Origin of the sequence: Natrialba chahannaoensis JCM 10990 (assembly GCF_000337135.1) — an archaeon.
GTDB lineage: Archaea > Halobacteriota > Halobacteria > Halobacteriales > Natrialbaceae > Natrialba > Natrialba chahannaoensis.
Genome location: NZ_AOIN01000056.1, coordinates 45,957 through 66,000 on the forward strand (window position 1 = coordinate 45,957; position 20,044 = coordinate 66,000).

The following is a 20,044-nucleotide window of genomic DNA, read 5'->3' on the forward strand; positions in this document are numbered from 1 at the left end:
CTATCGGGTCGCTGCCGCTCGAATCAGCTCCCGGAACGTCACGACCTCAAGGTCACGCTCCTCTACCCACTCGAGTGTCTCCCGAATTCGATCTGCAGTTACCTCTTCTTTGAACGTGTGGGCACCGATGATGCCGAGGTCCTCGTTGGCGGCGAGCTGGTCGAGTTCCCGCTGGACCGCCTCGGGCGTCGTGAACTCGATGAAGTAGTCGCGGTTCGTGTCCAACGGGTCGAATGCGTCCGGATCGTTGTGCATCGAGCCCGGGTTGACGTTTGCGATGCCGTCGTAGTACTCGCGGGCGTGTTCGATCGCCCACTCGTCGACGATATCGTAGGGTGCGAGCAGCGTGTCGACCTCGAAGCCATGGTTCTTGAGTTCCTGTTTGGATCTGCCGAGGAAGTCGTCCATCACGTCTTCTGGATAGCGCTCGACAGCCTCGCCAGCGGCGAACGATTCGCCGAGCGGTTCGTCGAACTCGAGATAGCCGCCGATATCGTCGGTATTCGAGTCGACGACGGTGCGGCGGACGCTCGTCTCGCCGTCGGTGACCTCGACGTCGTGGCCGTGGTGGAAGCCGTGATTTCGCTGCTCGGGATAGACGCGAGTATCGTCCGGTCCAGCGTCTTCGACGAGGTCGAACGTGCCGAGTGCGGTGTGATCCGTCGTATGGGACATGATCTCCCAGCCGGCGTCCTCGAGCTCGGCGATCTGTTCAACGGTCATCCAGTCGGTTCCGTTGAAGTCCTCGCGGCCGATCCACTCGGTGACGATTCCGGCGCTCGCGGGGACATCGAACTCCTGATGGACGGGGAACGCCTGCTCGTAGTCTTCGATCGGGCCGTCGTCGTAGACGAAGGCGACGGCACCGCCGTCGATTTCGGGGACGTTGTCAGCAGTCTCCTCGTCTCCATTGCCGTCTCCATCGCCACCACCATTACCGGACGCATCGCCATCGCCGTTGTCAGCGCCATCCGTACTCGAGTTGTTTGACGCTGGCTCGTCGTCCGACGAGCGAAGATCGGTACAGCCGGCGGTCAGGCCGGCAAGACCGAGGCCAGTGGTGCCGATGAGCCGGCGACGACTCAGGCGGCGTTCTGTCGGTTCGGTACCCATTGGTGTTGTCGCTCGCTTACCGTCGCCCATTCATACTTATAATTCAGTTAACCGGCTGGTCGACGACGTACAACCGTCGGCTATCGTCGAACGATCGCACAGAATTCGGTCGCTATCGGTAGTCTCGCCGGCGGTCTGGCACTGGCTGGACGGAAACTGTGCGAGCGCCACACATAGTGTTGTGACCGGCTGTGTCCGCCAGCGGCCGCTCACACCGTTTAACCTGGGTATAATAAGGCCCCGTCGGCGTCACCGATCGATCACTGTGGCTACCGATCGTGCGCGATCGACGAACGGGATGGATGGACAGCGGGTCGGTCGGGGACGTGGGTCGGCGACGTCGGAGACAGATATATGAATAGAAGCCTTGCAAGCGGCATATTCTCGGTCGTCAGCACGAAGGTGATCGTGCTCATCGTCACCGCGCTCTCGACGCCGCTGTTGTACCGGTTCCTCGGTGCGTCGGGGTTCGGTGACTACTCCTTCCTGATGTCGGTGTTCGCCATCTACATGATCTTCGTGAGCTCCGGTATCACGGACGGCGTCCGAAAGTTCCTCGCAGAGGATCGAAGTGCGCCCAACTGGAGCGAGCACGTCGTCGGCTACTACTTCCGGCTCGCGGTGGTGCTTGCTATCGCGGGCGCGGCGCTGTTGTTCGCAAGCGCCCAGTTCGGACTTGTCAGCCTCGCGTTCGGTGACGAGTTGGCGATCTATTTCTATGCGCTCGCGTTGCTCGTCATCACCGCACAGTTTCGCGACTACGCACGCAAGACACTCATGGGGTTCGGGCTTGAACGCTACTCCGAGCCGCTGAAGGTCCTCGACAAGGTCGGCTTCGTCGTCGTCGCGATTCCGCTCGTCTACGCCGGCGCTGGCGTCCTCGGCGCGCTCGCGGGCCACCTCTTTGCGAGCCTGCTGGTTGCGACGGTCGGGCTACTCATCGTCAACCGTCGGATCTCGCTCTCCTGCGTGTTCAGCACGCCCAGTTCCGACTTCCCGCGAAAGAAGATGCTCACGTTCAACTCGATGAGCATTGCCCTGGTCTTCCTGTTGATGTCGCTCTATCACATCGATATCGTGATGCTCCAGCAGTTCCGCGAAAGCGCTGACGTCGGAAACTACCGGGCTGCACTCACGCTCGCGGAGTTCCTCTGGTTCGTCCCCCTCGCCCTCCAGACGGTGTACGTCCACTCGACGTCCGAACTCTGGTCGCAGAACCGCCACCGAAAGATCACCGAACTCGCCTCGCGGACGACACGCTACACGCTGCTGTTGACGGTGATCATGGCGGTCGGCCTCGCCGCACTCGCGGACGTCGCCGTCCCGATCTACTTCGGTGAGGAAGCAGTGCCCGCGATCGAGCCACTCTTGCTCTTGCTCCCCGGTGCGCTCGGCTTCGCGCTCGCGCGGCCAGTGCTCGCCATCTCGCAGGGTAACGGCACGCTCAGGTACCCCGTCGCCGCAACCGGTGTCGCGGCGCTTATCAACGTAATTCTCAACGGACTGTTGATCCCGCGCTACGGAATGCACGGCGCGGCGGTCGCCACAAGCGTCGGTTACGGCTCGATGTTCGTCTTCCACTGCGTGAGCGCGCGCCAGATCGGCTTCGACCCGCTCGCAGACGCCCGGCTCGGACGTGGACTTCTCGCCGCGGTGCTCTCCGGTGGACCAATCTTCGCGCTCTCGGCGGCGATCACGCACCCGGTTCTCGCGCTCGTAATCGTCCCGCCGGTCGGTTTCCTCCTGTTCGTCGGCTTCGCGATCCTCGTGGATGCACTCGATCCCACGGAGCCGTTCGAAATCCTCGGCCTCTTCCCCGATCCGATCGGCTCGAAAGCGACCGTGATTCACGACCGACTCGAGCGCTCGACCGCCGGTAACGACGCGACCTCACGAGGGTGGCTCCAGCGCCTGTTGTTCGTCGTTGGCCTCTCGCTGCTCGCCTCAGGACTCGCGCTTAGCTTCCTCGGTCCAGCAGTCGACGCGCTGCTCTGAGTGTTTCTTCGGTTCTGGCGGCACTCGAGTAGCAACCGTTCGATCCCGTTCCCCTCCAGTTCGAAAACGGGGTTGCTCGTCCGATCAGGTGGGCTCAAGTACCGTGCTGCCCTTGTTTCCTTCCTTCCAGCACTGTCAGAGCTAGCGTTGCCGCTGTGTCGCAGTGCACTCTTGCCCGTCGCTTGTCAGAAACGTTAACAATCAGTGTGTGGTTCGTTTCGGGTGGTTCGATATGCTGCCCGGATGCGACCATCATCGCGGAAGAGACAGTCCACTACTCGACAGACGCGGCTACCGATGAGACGGAGAATACGACGAGGAAAATACGGTGGAAAGAAAATAGAGGAGAACCAGAATTCGAGCGGCTAGCTCAGTATACCTGCGCCTCGAGCTGTTCGCTCTGAGCCATATCGAACACCATCGCGAACAGCAGGAGCGACACGCCGAGTGCGAAGACCAGCACGCTTGCAACACCCTCCAGGAACGGCACTGACAGCTGCGAGAGCGCAATGAATAGCGTCCAGAGTCCAGCGAAGACACCGACGCCAGCGGTCGCCGCTCCAAAGAGGTAGAAGAACGCGAGCGGGTGGAAGTCGAGCGCGAGGTACTTCGTCTTGAGCCGCCAGAAGAAGTTTCGCAGGAGCATCGTCGACACCTTCGGGATGTACTCCGAGTAGGTGATGCTCGACTCCTCGTCACCGTACACTGCCGGCATCGCCACGTCCGCGACGGCCATGTCTGCGACGTTTAGCTTCACCAGCAGGTCGTTACAGTAGCCGTAGTACTCGTAGAGCTCCTCGAGTGCAACCGACTCGAGTGCCTCCTGCGAGATTGCGGTGTACCCGTTCTGCGGGTCCATCGTCTTCCAGTAGCCCGAGGAGACCTTGGTCAGGAACGTTAGGATGGTGTTGCCGACAAACCGAAAGCGCGGCATTGCCTCGCGGTACTCCGCCGAGAGGAGGCGGTTCCCCTTCGTGTAGTCGGCCTGACCCTCGACGATGGGATCGAGGAGACGTGGCATCTGCGAAAGGTCCATCTGACCGTCCGCGTCGACGGTGACGGTTGCGTCGACGCCGTCGTTGCGGGCAGCGAGGTAGCCGGTTTTGATCGCGCCGCCGGCACCCAGGTTCTCGCGGTGCTGAATCGGCACGACGCGGCCAATTGGGTCGTGGACCTGTGCACGACTCGCCAGCGCCGAGGTGCCGCCGTCGGTGGCGACATCGGCGTAACCCTCCCCGCTGGCGTAGCGCTGACCGGAGGCTCGTTCGTTCCCAGTTGGGTTCGTTCGTGCGTCACGGTCCCTCGCTGCGGCCTCGCAAATTTCGTCCCAGGTGTCGTCTGTCGACTGATCATCGATGACGTACAGCCGGTCGACGTACGCCGGCATCTCGGTGATGACGTCGCCGACGAACCCTTCCTCGTTGTACGCCGGGATCACAACGCCGACACTACAATCTCGGTACATAATGTGGTCTGTGTTGTCGTCAGCTCGTGGCAGTGTGGTCGTTCATCGTGTGCCTGTGCGCAGCCAACTGAGGTCCAGGCGATCCAGCATCACGACTCGTACTCGTCAAGATCTGCCGTCGTCACGACATCAACAGCCGCGTCGTCGATGTACGACAGCAGGTTCCTGAACGCGAGTTCGCTCATGCTGTTTGGACCAATTTCCTCGAAGTGAAGCACAGCGAGTTCGCCGTGGGCCGCGGCGTGATCGACGTAGGTTCTGGTGTCCCCGCCGGCGTTCCCGGAGAAAAAGCCGAGATTGTACGAATCGGAGATCGGGAGCCCGTTCGTCCCGCCGCCGTAGCGGAACGCGCGGTCGTGATACTCCTCGACGAGGTCTCGGGTCGTCGGCCCCATGACGTTTCGCGGGGTGAGGAACGTCGCCGTCCCATCCTCGAAGCCGCGGTTCTCGAGCCAGGCGTTGGTCTGTCGAATCAGGCCTTCCTGCTCAGTGTCGGAGTAGTCAGTGATGTTCTGCGCACCCGTTCGCGGACGGGCTGCTACGTCCCAGCCAGCCTCAACCAGGTCGTCAAGCTGGGTCAGCGAAAGTCGACCATCGTTGCCGACCGTCTCGGGGATCACTGCCTCGACGCCCGCGAAGTCGTACTCGGAGAGTGCTTCGAGTGCAATCTCGTGGTGGCTCTCGAGTGTCCCGTCGAACAGCAGCATGACCTTCCCCCTGTCTGGCCGGGATGCGACACGGAGGTCGTCAATCGTGCAGTCGATCGGACCGTCAGTCGTGCCGCGCCGGCGTGCCGTGAGTCGGATCTCCCGGACGTTCGAGAGATCCGGCTCGCCGTCGACAGCCGCGGTTCCGAAGTCGACGCGGGTCCAGCGATCCGTCGGCCCGATCAGGGTTCGGCGCAGCGTGACCGCACGACTCGAGTTCGGGGCGAACAGCTCGAGGGTGAGCACGAGCTGTTCCTGGTCGGCAAAGCGAACTGCCAGCGAGAGCGTGGAATCGGTCAGATCCTCGCCGCCGGAGCGTGTCGTGTAGATGCCTGCGTACTCGGTTCCCTCCGCTGCCGTGAGGGACGCGGACTGTGGCCCGCTGTAGGGGTCGCCCTCGTCGGCGTCGAGGTCGCCGGCATCGAGCATCGTGACCCAGCCGTCGAGGTCGTCGAAGGAAACGAGTGTCTCGCCGGGTAGGTCGTCGGCGCTGTGGTAGTGGAACTCGCGTGTGTCGTCGGCATCACTCTCGGAGTCGTTGTCGTCGTGGTCGCCAGTACCCTCACCGTCACCGCCGTCGCCCCAGCCGTCGATGGTGGAGAGACAGCCAGCGACGCCGAGCGTGCCGACGGCTGCAGTCGCCGCCACGAACGATCGTCGGTTGCTGTCCGTCATTGGCTCGAAACAGAGCCGTTCGGGTCTTTCTTATACACCTCTTAGTGACCCCAGCGCCGACGCCAGTTCGACTCGGGCCAACAGCCACACTGCCGCGAATCGGGGCGAATACGACCGTTAGTAGCTCGATAATAATGGCCTGTGGCCCCAGATAGAGTGGCAATGTCACAGCCGCGCGTCACCGTCATTATTCCGACGTACAATAGAGCCGAGAGCCTGCCGCGAGCCATCGACAGCGCCCTCGAACAGAGCCTTCTAGCGTCAGATATCGAAGTCGTCGTCGTCGACGACGGCTCCACCGACGACACCGCCTCGGTGCTCGCAGGCTACGACGACCCCCGCGTTCGCCCCGTCGTCCACGCGACCAACCAGGGCGCGAACGTCGCCCGCAACACCGGCATCGACCACGCCCGCGGCGAGTACGTCGCCTTCCTCGACTCCGACGACGAGTGGCACCCCGACAAGCTCGCGCGCCAACTCGAGACACTCGCCGAGCGCGGCGACGATTGGATCGGCGTCTACTGTGACACCGCACTCGAGTTACCCGAGACGAGCGACCGGGCGCGCGGGTTCGTAGCGTCGTTGCTCGCGCGCTCGGATTCGGAGCCGGTGCGCGAGGGCAACGAGGAGCTGATCGGTGAGATTCTCGCGGATAACGTCCAGCCTGGCGCGGGCTCGACGCTGGTTGTCGAGACCGAGGTTGCACGGGCGGTCGACGGCTTCGACGAGGAGCTAGACCGGTTTCAGGATCCGGAGTTCTGCCTGCGCATGCTCAGCGAGGGCAAACTGGCGTACGTCGACGAGGAACTCGTCGTCCGCGAGGAAACAGGTCACCCGCCGGCTGACGTGATCCGCGAGGCGGACGAGCAGTACCTCTCGCGCTACGAGGACGAGGTCGAGCGCTTCGAGGCGGCAGGGTACGACATCCGCGCGAGTCACGAGCTCGTGCTCGCAAAACGCTACCTCGCAGAGGGGCGCTTCCTGCGAGGTGCGTGGCACCTCCGCGGCGCGGCAACGTCGCCGCGGCGCTGTCCCGGCCTCTGCTGGGCTGCTGGAACGGGTGTGCGACGCCGCCCGAAGACTGTCCTCGCGGGCACCGCCGTTGTCGTGCTGGTTGCAATCACGATGATTGCGGCGCTCGCGCGCATCTCGGTGACGGACCAGATCGGCCCCGATATCGACGACCTCTCGGCGGCGGACACGCCGGTCACGATTGACCCCGAGGACGAGCCGGAAGAGTCGCCGGCGGAGTGAGTTACCGGTCGGTACGACGGAGTTCCACTCTGTGCAACTGAATGTCGGTCGATGAAACGGTCTTTCCGATTCGGTAACTAATACGGTCGGCCTGACAGCGCTGGACATGAACGTCCGCAGGCTGTACCACACGGCCAGAGGAATACAGGGACTTGCCGGAACTGAGTACGACAGCGACGTCAGTCCGTCGCTCCGTCGACGCCTGTGGCTCTGGCGACGCGGATTCCTGAGTCGATCGGATGCAATCTACGACATCGACGACCATCGCGTCCAGGACTACGTCAGCGACTATCAGCGCTACGTGCGGACGAAGCGGATCAACGGCACCTGGTCCGTCGCGCTGTCGAACAAACTCCTCTTTCACCGCGTGATGCAGCCGTTCGACGCTGAGCGCATGACCGTGTACGGGATGGTAAACGACGGCTCGTTCCACACCGCCGACACTGACAGCGCTCGGTTCAGTACCGACGGTGGTGTTCAGTCACCCAGTTCGGTAGACTCCCCGCACACGAACAACGCGCAGACGAATAACGCGCAGACGGACACACCGCACACGGACAACGCACACACCAACAACGCCGCCCAGCGCGTCGTCGAGCAACTCGAGTGCGACGACGACGGGAAACTGGTCCTCAAGTGGGTTCGCGGGGGCGGCGGGAACAACGTCTACCTCTGTTCGCGGACCGAGGACGGCTATCGGGTCAATGGCGAGCACTACGCGGACGCCGAGTTCCGCTCGCTAGTCTCGAACCTGTCAGAATACCTCGTCTGTGAACACGTCGAACAGGGCTCGTTCCCCGCCGATCTGTATCCGAAAACGCCGAACACACTTCGGCTCATCACGATGTACGACGAGGAGACCCACGAGCCGTTCATCGCCGCGGGAATCCACCGGATCGGAACGACTGATTCAGAACCGCTCGACAACTTCACACAGGGTGGGCTCTCCGCCGAAATTGACCTCGAAACCGGAACACTGGGTCCTGGTGCACGCCCGCCGAATGCCGAATCCAGTCGAAATAGCGTCTCTTGGAACACGACACACCCCGACACCGGCACACAGATCGAGGGCGAACGCATTCCCAACTGGGAAGCGATTCGCTCGCGGGTACTCGAGATGGCCTCAACCGCGTCGTTCCTGCCGTACATCGGCTGGGACGTGATCGTCACCGACGACGACGGCTCGTTCTCGGTGATTGAGGCGAACAGCTATCCAGGGCTGAAATCGATTCAGGTGCACGGGCCGCTGTTGACGGACGACAGGGTGCGACAGTTCTACGAGCGTCACGACGTTTGCTAGGAAGGCCAGTTCCCGGTATCAGTCGAGTCAGCCGTTTACAAAGGAGACCGTCATGCCATCAAGAGCGGGTGGAACGGTTAGGTCCACGACCATTGCCGTCTTGCAACGGGACGGGCCGCTTCCGGCAGGCGATTTCACCGAACCGTTCTCGAGTACAAAATCGCCGTTGTAACGGTCTTACGAGCGCTATAGTAAACAAATCCGGGTAGAGAATAGAAACTGGAATGCAGCGGGATTCACTCTCACGACGATCAGTACTGTCTCTCGCCGGGCTCTCACTGGCGAGTGCAGGTGTCGCAACTGGCACACAGACGACACAAAACACCCAACCCGAGCCAGGGTTAGCGGACGACGAGAACGTGACACGCGAGTCGTTCCAGATTATGGACGGGACGGAGAAGGAAACGACAGTCTACGTAACAGACGCTGAAACCGACGGGCCGACGGTATTCGTCATCGGCGGCGTTCACGGGAACGAGACGGCCGGCTACATCGCCGCCGAGGAGATCGCCAAGTGGACGATCGACGCCGGGACGCTCGTCACGCTGCCACGAGCGGATGTCGTTGCCATCGACCGCGGGACACGTGTCGACGACAACGGTGTCGACCTCAACCGGCAGTTCCCGGAGGGAAGCGAGCCCCAGACCGAACTCGCTCAGGCGATCTGGGACCTCGTCGTCGACCTCGATCCGGCCGTCGTCGTCGACCTCCACGAGTCGCGCGGGATCTACGCCGGTGACCCCGTTGACGGCGTCGGACAGGCGATCTTCCACGCCGCTCGTGAGCCGGAGCGAACGACCGCGGACAGCGCAGTCGAGTACGTCAACGACAACTACATCGATATCTCCGAACGCGCCTTCCAGACGGGCTACTTCTCCGGTCCGAGCTCTGAGCCAACTGGCCTGCTCGTTCACAAAGCCGCACGGGAACTCGAGTCCGAGGCCTACCTCGTCGAGACGCTCTCGACCGAGAACGAACTCGAGAAGCGGGTCACCTGGCACTCGGCGGTCGTCGAGCGACTGGTCGAGGACGAACTGTTCCCCGACGAGGAGCCAAACAACGGTCACGAGCCGAAAGAGCCGATCGAGGACGAACCGGACGAGCCGGCGGAGCCGCCCGTAGACGAAGACGAGGGCGAGAGCGATGGCGATGGCGATGGCGATGATAGCGACGGTGAGGATGGCGAGACGGACGACGAAATCCCGGCCGATCACACCGAACCGGTCGCCGAGATTCGCTCCGACCCAAGCAGCGCGATCGAGACGACACTCGAGCCGGAGCAGACGATCACTCTCGATGCGACCTGTTCGGAGGCACCGGACGGCGAACTCGTCAGTTACGAGTGGAGCATCAAGAACGACGGAACGTTCAACGAGTCCGGGAGGATGGTCGACGTGACCGTCAGCGCGAGCGGCGACCATCGCGTCTTGCTGCGGGTGACTGATGATAGCGGTGCGAGCGATACAGCGGAAGTGACGCTGACAGCGACCTAACGGACGGACCGTCAGATCAGCTGGTCAGTTCGACACCATTCTGGCGTGTCCCCCACTTTTCTCAGGAGAGCACTCGAGAACGCAGTTGCGATCACACAACTACGGTACTATCGGATGAATTCAGAGACCAGAGACGCTACACAATAGACGAGCCACACGCTGCAAAACGAGACCGAAATCAGTACGTTAGAACGGATCCGTTCGAAGCTCCCACAGGTCGTCGAAGTCGATAACCTCGACATCGGCCTGGTCGATGTGCTCGAGTAGCTCCTCGTAGTCGTCTTCGTCCATCGTGTTGTCCTGATCGAAGGCGTGGAAGTTCAGGATAGTACACTGGTTGTGTGCCTCGGCGCGGTCGACACAGCGCTTCGAGATGTCGAGGTCGTGCCCAATGGTGCGGGGCAGCGCCAGCGGGTCGAAGCCGTAGACGGTGGTCAGGTTGACGTTCCCGGACTGGTTGAAGCCGCCGCAGTAGTGGTAGTCCGTGAAGTACTCGAGACTCGTCTTGTCGTAGCTGTTGTGCGGGTAGACGATGTAGTTCGCGCCCTCGAAGCCGTTCTGGATGAACCAGTGTTTGTCGCCGCGGACGCGCGTCTCGATCTCGTCTTCGTCGTCGTACTCGTGAATCGGGTTGTGTGTTCCGTGGACGACGATCTGGTCGCCTTCCTCTTGACGCTCCTGGAGTTCGGAGACAGTCATGATCCCGTCGCGGGCTTCCTCGGTCCACTGTGGGACGGGAGCCTGAATCGTCGTGAAGTCGAACTCGTCGTGCATCGGCGAGGCCGTCTCGTAGTAGTCGCGGAAGCCGTCGTCCCAGACCAGCATGACGTATCCCTGCTCGGGCCGGTCGTGAGTGCGGATGTCGTCGATCCAGACCTCCGCTTCGTCCATCGAATGCAACACCTGAAACTCGAGTCGGTCGATCTCGTCCATCGCTGGCTCGATTTCACTCTCCTCGAAGACGCCCGGACTCGAGCGGAACCAGCCAACGTCGGGTGCACGATAGGTGATTTCACGCAGTGAATAGTATCGGTCGCTGCCGAAATTATCGACCACGCGCAGGTTGACTGTGATGTTCTGTGGCGTCGTCGTCCGAATCGCGAACGAGAAGTCCTTGTCGGTGAGGTCCTCGTCCGGAACGTCGATCTCCGCGACGATCGTTTCGTCCTCCTCACCGGTCAAGCGCAGACTCTGTGAGCCGTCGAAGACGACATCCTCGTCGACCTCGCCCTCGCCCTGCGTGACCTCCCAGGCGTCGCTGTCTTCGAAGTCGTACAGCGACTCTCCCGGCTGACCGTACTCCTCACGGCTGTTGTACGCGGTTTCGAGTTCCGGGACGCCGTCCGCCAGCGCGGACACGGTCGTCTCGTCAGCACCGGTCGACTCGTTCCCCGGCGTTTCACCGTTACCGTCGTCGCCGCGCAGGTCGTCCAGGCGGTCGGTACAGCCCGCGAGGCCAGCGGCCGCAGCCACGCTCGACCCCGCGAGTAGCCGTCGTCGTGTCATTCGGTTGTCTGCCATGGTACCTCGACCGTACCGCCAGTGAGCCCATTATTATGGATCCGATAGCCGCTCACGAGTGGATCTCGCCGACTCCCAGAATCCGTCGAATACCGCCGTCTCGAGACTTAACAACGGCATAGTTAATGGCAACTCGGCCGCAGACGTGAGACAACACCTGCGCGGATGGCACCTCGAGTAGCCAAGAGGCGAGTAGCACGTTTGTTCCTCGAACCAGTGCCAGCCCGCGCCTTCGCGACGACGACTTCCAACGATGAACAAGGAACTGTTCGGTGTATTCGGCGATAGTGAGGCGTTCGAGCGGTTTCGATCACCAGACGAGTTCGACGAGTACCTCCGTGGACCGTCGCTCACCGTCGGCATCAGAGACCCCGGTCTCGAGTACGACGGCTGGAGCGCGACGCACGCCGACGAGATCGGCTGTTGCGTGATCTGGGGCGAGGCGTACGTGCCCGGCGACGAGCAAAACACCGCGCGCTGGCTCCTCGAGCGCTACGACGCCGAGGGGCTCGACGCACTCCACTCGCTCAACGGCTCGTATCTCGCCGTTCTCGACATCCGGGGTGAGGAACCGTTCGTCGCAGCAGACCCCGTTCGGTCACGCGAGTGTTTCTATACTGCAGCCCACGATGCTTATGGAGACTGTGGTGGCTGGGTGTTCGGTACCGACGCGGCTGCCGTCTGCCGGACCGTTTCAGACCCAACCGCCGACACTGATGGGATACTCGAGTTCCTCCATACGGGGCTCTCACTCGGCGAAAAGACCTGGGTGGACGACGTGTCACGACTCCCGCTCGATAGCCGGCTCACACCCGATGGTGTCGACGCGCTGTCGCGGTTCGTCTATCGACCGGCGGAACGCGACGAGTTCGACTACGTCGACGAACTTGCCTCGCGACTCGATCGGGCGATACGTCGCCGGTCGTCGAATCCCGGACCGAAGGGACTCCTCCTCTCTGCGGGCTACGACTCGCGGATCGTTCTCTCGCAGGTCGACGGAATCGATCACTGTTACACCGTCGGCTCCCCAACCGCACAGGAGGTCCAGGGTGCGAAACAGGTTGCAACCCAGTACGACGCGACCCACACCGCGTTCACACCGGACGATCGGTATCTGTACGCCGACGAGTCCAAAGTGCAGTACACAAACGGGATCAAGGAGTCCTTGCACATCCATCACGCCGGCTACACTGACGAACTCGACGGCGAGGTCGAAACGATGTATCACGGCCTCCTCTGTGACACCTTCTTCCGCGGGCACTTCACCGCCCAGGACGGCGTCGACGTCCTCGGCGCGCGCGTCCCATTCAACCGCCTCGACCCGGACCCCGACCCCGTCGAGTCGCTTCTCGGCAAGTACGGCTACAGACGCGACGCCAGTATCGGCCTCGCCGATCGAATCGACGTCGACCACGACCCCGAAACATTCGTCAGGGAGGCTATCGCCGCCGAGTTCGCCACAAACCGCTCACGCGCGAACTCGGTCCAGAACGCACTCACCTGCTGTGGCATCGCAAACCAACCCTCCGTCCCGTTCCACAACCACCTCGCCGACCAGTTTTTGACTCCGTTTCTCGCGACGGATATCGAGCTACTCGAGTGGCACCTGCGGACGCCACCGGAGCATCGCACGACGGAGACGTTTCTGCGGGCGTGTCAGCGACTCGACGGCAATATCCTTCGCCACCGACCGCCGGATCGACCACACGGGGCAATGCTCCTGAACGAAGTCGAGGGATTTGTGCGGCGCAAAACGCCGTTGCTCACGTCGTTCGAGCCCCCGTGGCCAGACCGCCGGGAGCTGTTCGACCGCTACGAACTGGACCAGCGACTTCTCGAGTCGACGCCGCACCTGCATCCGTTGCCGCCACGGCACAAGCTGCGGGTGAACGATCTGCAGACGTGGCTCGACTCCTGGAGCGCGGGAAGTGACGAGTTACTGGCATGGTTGCAGCAACCACCACGGATTATGTCCTAGTATAGCACTGTCTCCAAGCACATTCTCTGGCGTATACTGTGGCTAATTGTTCCGGACCGGCCGCTAACGACCAGATAGACCGTTTATCGTATTTGAATCGTGAAAATACTTATATATCACGGCGAGTTAGGCTGGAATATGCGTCTGACGCCGTCTTGGATTCGCTCTTCGTCAGCCGATACCTCAGAAGAGCAATCAGTAGATGGCGACGCCTCACTCGACGTCCCGATCTACCATTCGACTGGTGGAATACAGTCGTCAAGAGAGCCTGAACGGGGAGACACTGCCATATTCAACCACCGACCTGCCGACGCATTTATCCCTGATTCGGACGCGACATTGTGCGCGGTACTCGATGACCTGTCGACACCCGTGACTGTCGACGAACTGGTCGATGCACTGATTTCGAGAGCAGACCTACCCGACCCCTCAGTCGGTGCAACGTCGTCAATTTCTCCACCTGTAACCGACGACACCACAGTGCCTGTCGAGACGTGGGCCACGATTCACGAACAACTCCATCAGGACCGACTTCCCCGCCTCGACGAAGAAGGGGTACTCGAGTTCGAACCAACGTGTGGCACTGTCGACCGTGTTGGACCGGGTCCAGTGGGCCAGCGGCTCCGCTCTCCTGCGGTTGTTGGGGTGGTTTCGATCGTCCTCCTCTTCGTGCTGGCCGTGCTAGTGACGGCGTCGATGTATACGGCAGTAACAGTGACAGTTGCGGCGACGACGTTTGCAGTCTGGTTTCTTCCGGCCTACGGAGTCGTATAAGTCCGTCTTCGGGGAGTGGTGAGTCGGATCAATTGATGAACCGGCTGGCAGTGACCAGCGTGAACAGGAATAAGATTAGCGCACTGAGTCCGATTCCAGAGAGAATCGAGAGCACCGGCAACTCGAAGACAGCCCCCAGCAGTGCGACGTAACAGACTGCGGTCGCACCGATGTAGTAGTCGTCGCCGATCGAGAGTGCAGAGTTGGTCTCGTCTGTGGCGTTGTCCGCATTTGTGTCTGCGTTTCCGGTCGCGTTCGTGTGTCTGTTCTGTTCAGTGACCTGTAGGTACTGGTCGACCTCGTCTGCGAGTGGCTTGCGCTCGACGATGCCACGGTTTTGTTGGTAGTCAATGACGCCGGCTTCATCGAGCTTCGAGAGGTGTGACTGGTACAGCGGGATGTAGACGCGTTGGCGCTGCGTTGAGGTCAGTTCAGCGACGGTGGTATCGTGTTCCCAGGCTGCGACCTGCTCTGCGACATCACGCATGCGGACGGGTTCGTTGGTTCCCCGGAGATAGCGGAGTACAAGACGCCTGCGCTCGTTTTGCAGCAGGTGGAATATTTCGTCTTCGCTGAACGTCTTCTCGTTCCCTTCGGTTTCTTCGGTGTTCTCACTCTCCGCAACATCGTCTGCGGACTCTTCCTCCGCAACCTGTGAATTTGACCTGATATGTTTCGCTTTCATCGAGCCAGTCTTCCCTAATGAGGAGTGGGTAATAAAGTGTAGAAACCGGCCAGTTCAATTGATCCGGTTTCACATCGTTTCACCATCCGGCCTGGAGTTTCACGACATTTTATAGTAGCCCAGTAGCGCCCAATAACCCCGATATCAAAACATTCAGCATACCCATATGGGTTTTATTACACAGTAGTTCGAGTCGATAATTCCAGAAATTAAACCCGAATTTTCGATAGTTCTACTGAATAGGAGTATCACTCGTGAGCGATCAATCCCTCCCCGATAGCAGTGTCGGAGTTGTGATGAATTTGGTGATTCGAGGGGGTGTTAACCCCCACTGATTCCGGCTTACCAGGGTGATAATAAACCCGTCTGAGACCAACGGTCTGGTATGAGCGACACCGATTGGTGGTTTCTCGATCTAGCAGTCGTTATTGCAATGACGGGGGCGCTCTCGATCGGCCTCTTCACCGCGATTTCGGGACCTGTCCGCATCGTACTCGCCCTGCCGCTCGTCTTGTTTCTGCCGGGGTATGCACTGGTCTCTGCCCTGTTTCCGGATGAAGCGGATGAGACGTACCAGGACTTCGATGAGGAGAAAACTGGCCTCGGTAATCCCCTGCTGTTGACCCGGGGACTAGAGCCAATCGAGCGCGGAATCCTGTCAGTCGTTTTTAGCGTCGCCATCGTTCCGGCGATCACCCTTTTCGCGAGCGTAACCCCCAGGGGTGTGACGCTTGATCCGGTGCTCCTCGGGGTTGCCCTGACGACGATCATCCTGTCACTGCTCGGGATTGTTGCTCGGTATCGATGCCCGTCCGATCGGCGGTTCGCTCCGACCCAGACCGAACTGTCAGTATTTTTCCCCCGATTCCGTCCGAACTCCTACTCCGAGACGAATCCGCGACCGTACAACATCGCCATCGTCCTCGCGCTTGGTGTCCTTCTGCTGAGTGCTGGATTCGCCGTCGCCAATCCACCACAGCACGAGGGATACACCGAGTTCGCAGTCGAGACGACCGAAGTCGACGGTGACATCGAAACGATGTACGATGCAGAGTACACTGCCGGCGAAGCGACATCGCTCTCCGTCTCGATCACAAACCAGGAACACAGCGAACAGACGTATACGACCGTCGCGATGCTCGAACGCGTCGACGACTCGGGTGAGCCCACCGGTGAGACGGACCAACTCGCCAGTACGACCACCACGATCGCTGACGGCGACACAACAGCGCAGACACTCGAGTTCACCCCGTCGATGCAGGGAAACGATTTGCAGGTGACGCTGTTGCTCTATCAGGGTGATGCGCCGGCAGAGCCGGATACGGAGTCAGCGTATCGGGTGATCGAGTTGCCGGTTGTCGTCGAGTGAGTGGGACGGTTGCATATGGTACTGCTGTAGAGAGACAGACAGTATTTTTACGACCCGTCAGTTCTGTGAACATGTGATTTACGACCTCGTCGGATTCGCCCTCCAGTTCGCAGTGCTGGTCTTTGCAGCGTACCTCGGCACGATGCTCGCGCTCAGTCAGTTCCACCGACAGACGACTGGGAAACCGGGCGAGACGTTGCCCATCAGCCACCGGCTGACACCGCGTTTTATGCGGCCGAACCACGAGCAGTATCTCACCCCAACAGACGATCAGAACGCGGCTGCATCGGCTGCTGGGTCGACTCCCAGCGAGGAGTCGACCGAAGACGATTCCAACCATGACGCGACCGCCGATACGGCGGACGACACTGATCGGTAACGCAACCAATCGCGGCTCCTCTCCTCTCACCCTGGGACAGCACGCTGGCTATCGAGTATGTCACCGTACTCGAGCCGAGTACAGCCGTTCAGTCACCACGCAGTTCTTTGCGAGACGTTCCGAGAAAATCCAGACGACGAGAACAGCACACTGTCTGTGCAAGAGAGCAGTATCGACGTGCTGACTTGTGGCGTGACGAACCGTGGGTACTCGAGTATCCGACGACAGTGATGGGCCTCAGCGTCGGAACGCGGCGAGGCCGGTGAGAAAACGTTCACCGTTCGCCAGCGCCCGCCAGCAGTGGTCAGCGGTGGTCAGCGGGGACAGAGAGCGAAGAGCAGTCGAAGCGCGAAGTGAATAATCGCCAGCGAGGAGCAGCCTGAAAGCCCTACGTCGCCGGCGACGGCGTACACATCGTTACCTCACCGTTCGTGTACACAGTCGCGTGGTGTGGCTGACAGAGCCGGTCCTGGGAGACCTGCTCGATTCGTCCCTCGCCGTTCTCGTCGTTGAAGTACGTCGCGTCGGTCGACTGTTCCGCCCGGTAGACGACGTACTCGTGGTCTGCAACGCCGTCATCGGGCACTGTTGCTGTTGTTGTCGACGGATAGGCCCCCGTTCGACTGATCACCGTCTGATAGGGGTGGTCCGTGTGTAACTGCTGATCTGGTCGAATGTCCTGGCCGTCGGGGCCACCAGTGAGGTCACCGATACTCGAGACGGCTGCGAGCTCGGCCTCGTTGTAGGCGAGTTGTTCGTGCTGGTCGGAGAACACCGGATTCTCGGCGTTGCTCTCGACAGCGAAGAGCATCGCGCCCGGGTAGATGAGCGCGAACAACAGCAAGACTGAGACGACGACTCGTGGCGAGAGGCCGCGAACGAGCGTTCGGAGGCCGATCGCGCCAAGGATCGCCATCGGCGCGTAGAGGAACGCGAACCAGCGCGTCGGGATGAAGTTCCGGATGCCGAACATCGGCAGGACGAGGACGAATACCAGCATGATCGCGGCGGCGAGCAAGAGAGTGAATACCGACTGCTCGGCGCGCCGGCGGTGGACGACGTAGAGACAGCCGGCGAACGTCGCGCCGAGCAGGAACAGGAAGCCGAGTGCATCGATGTAGGGGACTGCCTGTTCGAGCAATGTCGGGGCGGCCCCGGCACCTGCCTCCGCTGCCTCGTCGCCGGTGCTCCCGCTCGCGATGTTGAGGAAGCCGGCGCTCTCCTCTAAGGTCTGCGTGAAGAAGCTGAGGACGGTCGCGAGGAACGACTGCTCGCGGTAGGGCGTCAGCGACCAGACGAAGATGGTCAGCCCGAAGTTGAAGACGACGAGCCCGATGAGATTGACCGGCTTCTTCGCACGGAAGACGCTCGTATCGAGGCGCGTGAGCCCGAAGGGGCCGACAACGAAGACCACCTGTGCGACGAATGCAGCGAGCAGGAGGACGAGCGTGATGAACGTCGACACCTGGTGTGTGAGGATGACCGCGACGCTCAGCAGAATCAACAGCGAGAAGTCACGCATCGTGTACTCGATGCGCATCACGCGGATGAGCGCATACAGGATGGCGAGGAAGAACACCAGCCCGAGGCTCGTGGGGATGAGGTGCAGCCCCCACATCGAGACGTGACTGGCGAGTGCGAACAGCGCCGTCGCCAGCACGGCCCAGCGCTCGGAGATGAGCAGGTTCGTCGTCGCGTAGACGAGCAGGACCGACAGCGGCATCAGAACACCAACGGAGAGATACAGTCCGAGCCGCAGCGGCACGTCAAGCAGGAGCGACGATGCGACGACGAGCAGGTGGTAGAACGGCGAGGCGTAGTGTTTGTCGTGTGAAATCGCGCTCAGGGACTCCTCGGCGTAGATCGCCTCGACGAACTCCATGTGCGTCCAGACGTCGATCCCGATGTAGCCCGGCGTCGCGTACAGTGCAGTAAACCGGAAGACGAGCGCGAAGAGCACGATCTGGAGCAACAACAGTCGCCGATTGAACTCTTCCTCGCTGGTGAAGAGAATCTGAGCGACGACGAGCGTCGCCAAGACGCTCGCCACCGCGAAGAATACGGGCGTACGCGCCCCCTGCAAGACCGTCAAGACAACCAGCGCACCGAGTCCAGCGAGGACGACACTCGGGAGCGTCATCGCGACGGGACGGGGCAGACGCGGCAGCGCTGTTGTCGTATCCCGCTGATACAGCGCGAGAAGGTAGAGTGCACACGCCGTCCCGAGAACGAACGGAACCGTATTGAGATAAATCTGCGAGGCGACCAACCGAAGCGGCAAGAGTGTGAGTGCCAGCAAAAGGCCGATAATCGCCGCGACGGTGTCGAGTCGGAACGGGCGAAGTTGCGATATCTTGTTATACACCACTGGAAACACCTCGCTTCGCAGTCTTCGCGCGGGACAGCGCCGTCGGATCAAGCAGGCGCTCGTAGAGATCGACCAGCCGGTCGCCCATCGAATCGAGGCTCAACCCGTCGATGCGCTCACGCCCCTCCGAGGAGCCGCCGTTATCGAGTGCAACCGTGAGCCCGACCGCCAGTTCATCGTCCTCGTCGCTGACGAAACAGTTCGGCAGTCCTTCGACCGTTTCGGCGACGAAGCCGACGTCGGTGGAGACGACCGGGAGGTTGCAGGCCGCGGCCTCCTTGACCACCATCGGGCCGCTCTCGCGCTCCGAGGTCACGAGCAACACGTCGCTCGCGTTCATGTAGTACGGAATCTCGGCGTGGTCGACGCCGCTGACCGTTCGGAGTTCGACATCGACACCTGCACGGTCGACGAGACGCTTCGCCCGCGGGAAGTCCTTGACCGCGCGCTCGCGGTCGTAGGGAAAGAGGGCGATGTTGGTGTCAGGGTCAGTGTCCCAGCCAAGGCGCTCGCGAGCCGCCGTCTGCGGAATCGGACGGAACAGTTCCGTGTCGACGCCGAAGGGGATCAGTTCGTGGTCGATCTCGAGTTGGCGCGACATCACCGGGCTCGGAACGACGGTCGCGCTTGCGCGACGTGCGCCGTGCCGGCTGAGCGATCGGAGCCACTCCTGGTCGGCCATGAGGTCCGTTCCCCACAGCGTCAAGACGACCGGTCGGGTCGGCTGGGCGAGCGCGAAGGGGGCAACGAGCCCGTAGTTTGCGTGGACCAGATCGTACTCGTCCGAGCGGAGTTCGGCGAGGATTCGCGGGTAAAAGCGTGCGTAGTCGACAGGCGTCCGGCCCGAATCGCCGTGGTGTTCGCCCGGCACGCCGACTACCGTACAGTCGACGCCGCGGTTTTCGAGTACCGACACCTGCTGGTCGAAAAACGGTCGTGGCGTGGTCACTACCTGAAGTACCTTCATT

The 20,044-nt window shown here is 61.4% G+C and carries 15 protein-coding genes; 8 read left to right on the forward strand and 7 right to left on the reverse strand.

The features are described from left to right. Nucleotides 1-1,113 carry a polysaccharide deacetylase family protein gene (locus tag C482_RS09240; protein WP_006167300.1) on the reverse strand — a complete coding sequence of 371 codons (1,113 nt, stop codon included), beginning with the start codon at nt 1,111-1,113 and terminating at the stop codon, nt 1-3. Nucleotides 1,114-1,467: 354 nt separating this feature from the next. Here C482_RS09240 and C482_RS09245 point away from each other — a divergent pair, with 354 nt between their 5' ends. Beyond that, nucleotides 1,468-3,108 (forward strand): oligosaccharide flippase family protein, encoded by a 1,641-nt coding sequence (locus tag C482_RS09245; protein WP_049896599.1) that lies wholly within the window; start codon nt 1,468-1,470, stop codon nt 3,106-3,108. A gap of 370 nt (nt 3,109-3,478) precedes the next feature. Here C482_RS09245 and C482_RS09250 read toward each other — a convergent pair whose 3' ends face one another. Next, nucleotides 3,479-4,573, reverse strand: a complete 1,095-nt coding sequence (locus C482_RS09250) for a glycosyltransferase family 2 protein (protein WP_006167302.1) — start codon at nt 4,571-4,573, stop codon at nt 3,479-3,481. A gap of 89 nt (nt 4,574-4,662) precedes the next feature. After that, a complete protein-coding gene (locus C482_RS09255; RefSeq protein ID WP_006167303.1) occupies nt 4,663-5,955 on the reverse strand; it encodes a polysaccharide deacetylase family protein in 1,293 nt (430 codons plus the stop codon). A 162-nt stretch (nt 5,956-6,117) separates the two neighbouring features. On the opposite strand from C482_RS09255, the gene C482_RS09260 reads away from it, so the two are divergent. The 3 genes from C482_RS09260 to C482_RS09270 all read left to right on the forward strand — a co-directional run bounded on the left by C482_RS09260 (nt 6,118) and on the right by C482_RS09270 (nt 10,002). Next, on the forward strand, nt 6,118-7,209 hold the full coding sequence (locus C482_RS09260) for a glycosyltransferase family 2 protein (RefSeq protein WP_006167304.1): 1,092 nt from the start codon (nt 6,118-6,120) through the stop codon (nt 7,207-7,209). 106 nt (nt 7,210-7,315) lie between these two features. Continuing rightward, nucleotides 7,316-8,509 carry a sugar-transfer associated ATP-grasp domain-containing protein gene (locus tag C482_RS09265; protein WP_006167305.1) on the forward strand — a complete coding sequence of 398 codons (1,194 nt, stop codon included), beginning with the start codon at nt 7,316-7,318 and terminating at the stop codon, nt 8,507-8,509. 224 nt (nt 8,510-8,733) lie between these two features. After that, nucleotides 8,734-10,002, forward strand: coding sequence for a PKD domain-containing protein (locus tag C482_RS09270; protein ID WP_006167306.1), 1,269 nt, complete (start codon nt 8,734-8,736; stop codon nt 10,000-10,002). A gap of 186 nt (nt 10,003-10,188) precedes the next feature. Here C482_RS09270 and C482_RS09275 read toward each other — a convergent pair whose 3' ends face one another. Then, a complete protein-coding gene (locus tag C482_RS09275) occupies nt 10,189-11,523 on the reverse strand; it encodes a polysaccharide deacetylase family protein (protein ID WP_006167307.1) in 1,335 nt (444 codons plus the stop codon). A 253-nt stretch (nt 11,524-11,776) separates the two neighbouring features. Here C482_RS09275 and C482_RS09280 point away from each other — a divergent pair, with 253 nt between their 5' ends. Beyond that, entirely contained in the window at nt 11,777-13,501 is a 1,725-nt protein-coding gene (locus C482_RS09280) for an asparagine synthase-related protein (protein ID WP_006167308.1), read from the forward strand. Nucleotides 13,502-13,639: 138 nt separating this feature from the next. After that, the gene (locus C482_RS09285; protein ID WP_049896600.1) at nt 13,640-14,275 is read left to right on the forward strand and encodes a hypothetical protein; all 636 of its coding nucleotides are present in this window, start codon (nt 13,640-13,642) and stop codon (nt 14,273-14,275) included. Nucleotides 14,276-14,303: 28 nt separating this feature from the next. Here C482_RS09285 and C482_RS09290 read toward each other — a convergent pair whose 3' ends face one another. Next, complete coding sequence (locus C482_RS09290; protein WP_006167310.1) at nt 14,304-14,960, reverse strand: DUF7344 domain-containing protein; 657 nt, start codon at nt 14,958-14,960, stop codon at nt 14,304-14,306. Nucleotides 14,961-15,345: 385 nt separating this feature from the next. On the opposite strand from C482_RS09290, the gene C482_RS09295 reads away from it, so the two are divergent. Beyond that, complete coding sequence (locus C482_RS09295; protein ID WP_006167311.1) at nt 15,346-16,329, forward strand: DUF1616 domain-containing protein; 984 nt, start codon at nt 15,346-15,348, stop codon at nt 16,327-16,329. 73 nt (nt 16,330-16,402) lie between these two features. Further along, a complete protein-coding gene (locus tag C482_RS09300) occupies nt 16,403-16,708 on the forward strand; it encodes a hypothetical protein (protein ID WP_006167312.1) in 306 nt (101 codons plus the stop codon). A 388-nt stretch (nt 16,709-17,096) separates the two neighbouring features. Here the strand turns inward: C482_RS09300 and C482_RS09305 are convergent, their stop codons facing one another. Continuing rightward, nucleotides 17,097-19,076: a hypothetical protein gene (locus C482_RS09305; RefSeq protein ID WP_049896601.1), complete on the reverse strand. Its 1,980-nt coding sequence runs from the start codon at nt 19,074-19,076 to the stop codon at nt 17,097-17,099. After that, entirely contained in the window at nt 19,066-20,043 is a 978-nt protein-coding gene (locus C482_RS09310; protein WP_049896602.1) for a glycosyltransferase, read from the reverse strand. Before C482_RS09310 ends, C482_RS09305 begins: the two co-directional genes overlap by 11 nt. Nucleotide 20,044 lies beyond the last annotated feature (1 nt).

Bases quoted from the DNA above. Each gene is read 5' to 3' on its own strand.
- C482_RS09245 (WP_049896599.1), top strand. From the start codon at position 1,468: ATGAATAGAAGCCTTGCAAGCGGCATATTCTCGGTCGTCAGCACGAAG.
- C482_RS09275 (WP_006167307.1), bottom strand. From the start codon at position 11,523: ATGGCAGACAACCGAATGACACGACGACGGCTACTCGCGGGGTCGAGC.
- C482_RS09260 (WP_006167304.1), top strand. From the start codon at position 6,118: ATGTCACAGCCGCGCGTCACCGTCATTATTCCGACGTACAATAGAGCC.
- C482_RS09265 (WP_006167305.1), top strand. From the start codon at position 7,316: ATGAACGTCCGCAGGCTGTACCACACGGCCAGAGGAATACAGGGACTT.
- C482_RS09290 (WP_006167310.1), bottom strand. From the start codon at position 14,960: ATGAAAGCGAAACATATCAGGTCAAATTCACAGGTTGCGGAGGAAGAG.
- C482_RS09240 (WP_006167300.1), bottom strand. From the start codon at position 1,113: ATGGGTACCGAACCGACAGAACGCCGCCTGAGTCGTCGCCGGCTCATC.
- C482_RS09250 (WP_006167302.1), bottom strand. From the start codon at position 4,573: ATGTACCGAGATTGTAGTGTCGGCGTTGTGATCCCGGCGTACAACGAG.
- C482_RS09280 (WP_006167308.1), top strand. From the start codon at position 11,777: ATGAACAAGGAACTGTTCGGTGTATTCGGCGATAGTGAGGCGTTCGAG.
- C482_RS09310 (WP_049896602.1), bottom strand. From the start codon at position 20,043: ATGAAGGTACTTCAGGTAGTGACCACGCCACGACCGTTTTTCGACCAG.
- C482_RS09285 (WP_049896600.1), top strand. From the start codon at position 13,640: ATGCGTCTGACGCCGTCTTGGATTCGCTCTTCGTCAGCCGATACCTCA.
- C482_RS09270 (WP_006167306.1), top strand. From the start codon at position 8,734: ATGCAGCGGGATTCACTCTCACGACGATCAGTACTGTCTCTCGCCGGG.
- C482_RS09295 (WP_006167311.1), top strand. From the start codon at position 15,346: ATGAGCGACACCGATTGGTGGTTTCTCGATCTAGCAGTCGTTATTGCA.
- C482_RS09255 (WP_006167303.1), bottom strand. From the start codon at position 5,955: ATGACGGACAGCAACCGACGATCGTTCGTGGCGGCGACTGCAGCCGTC.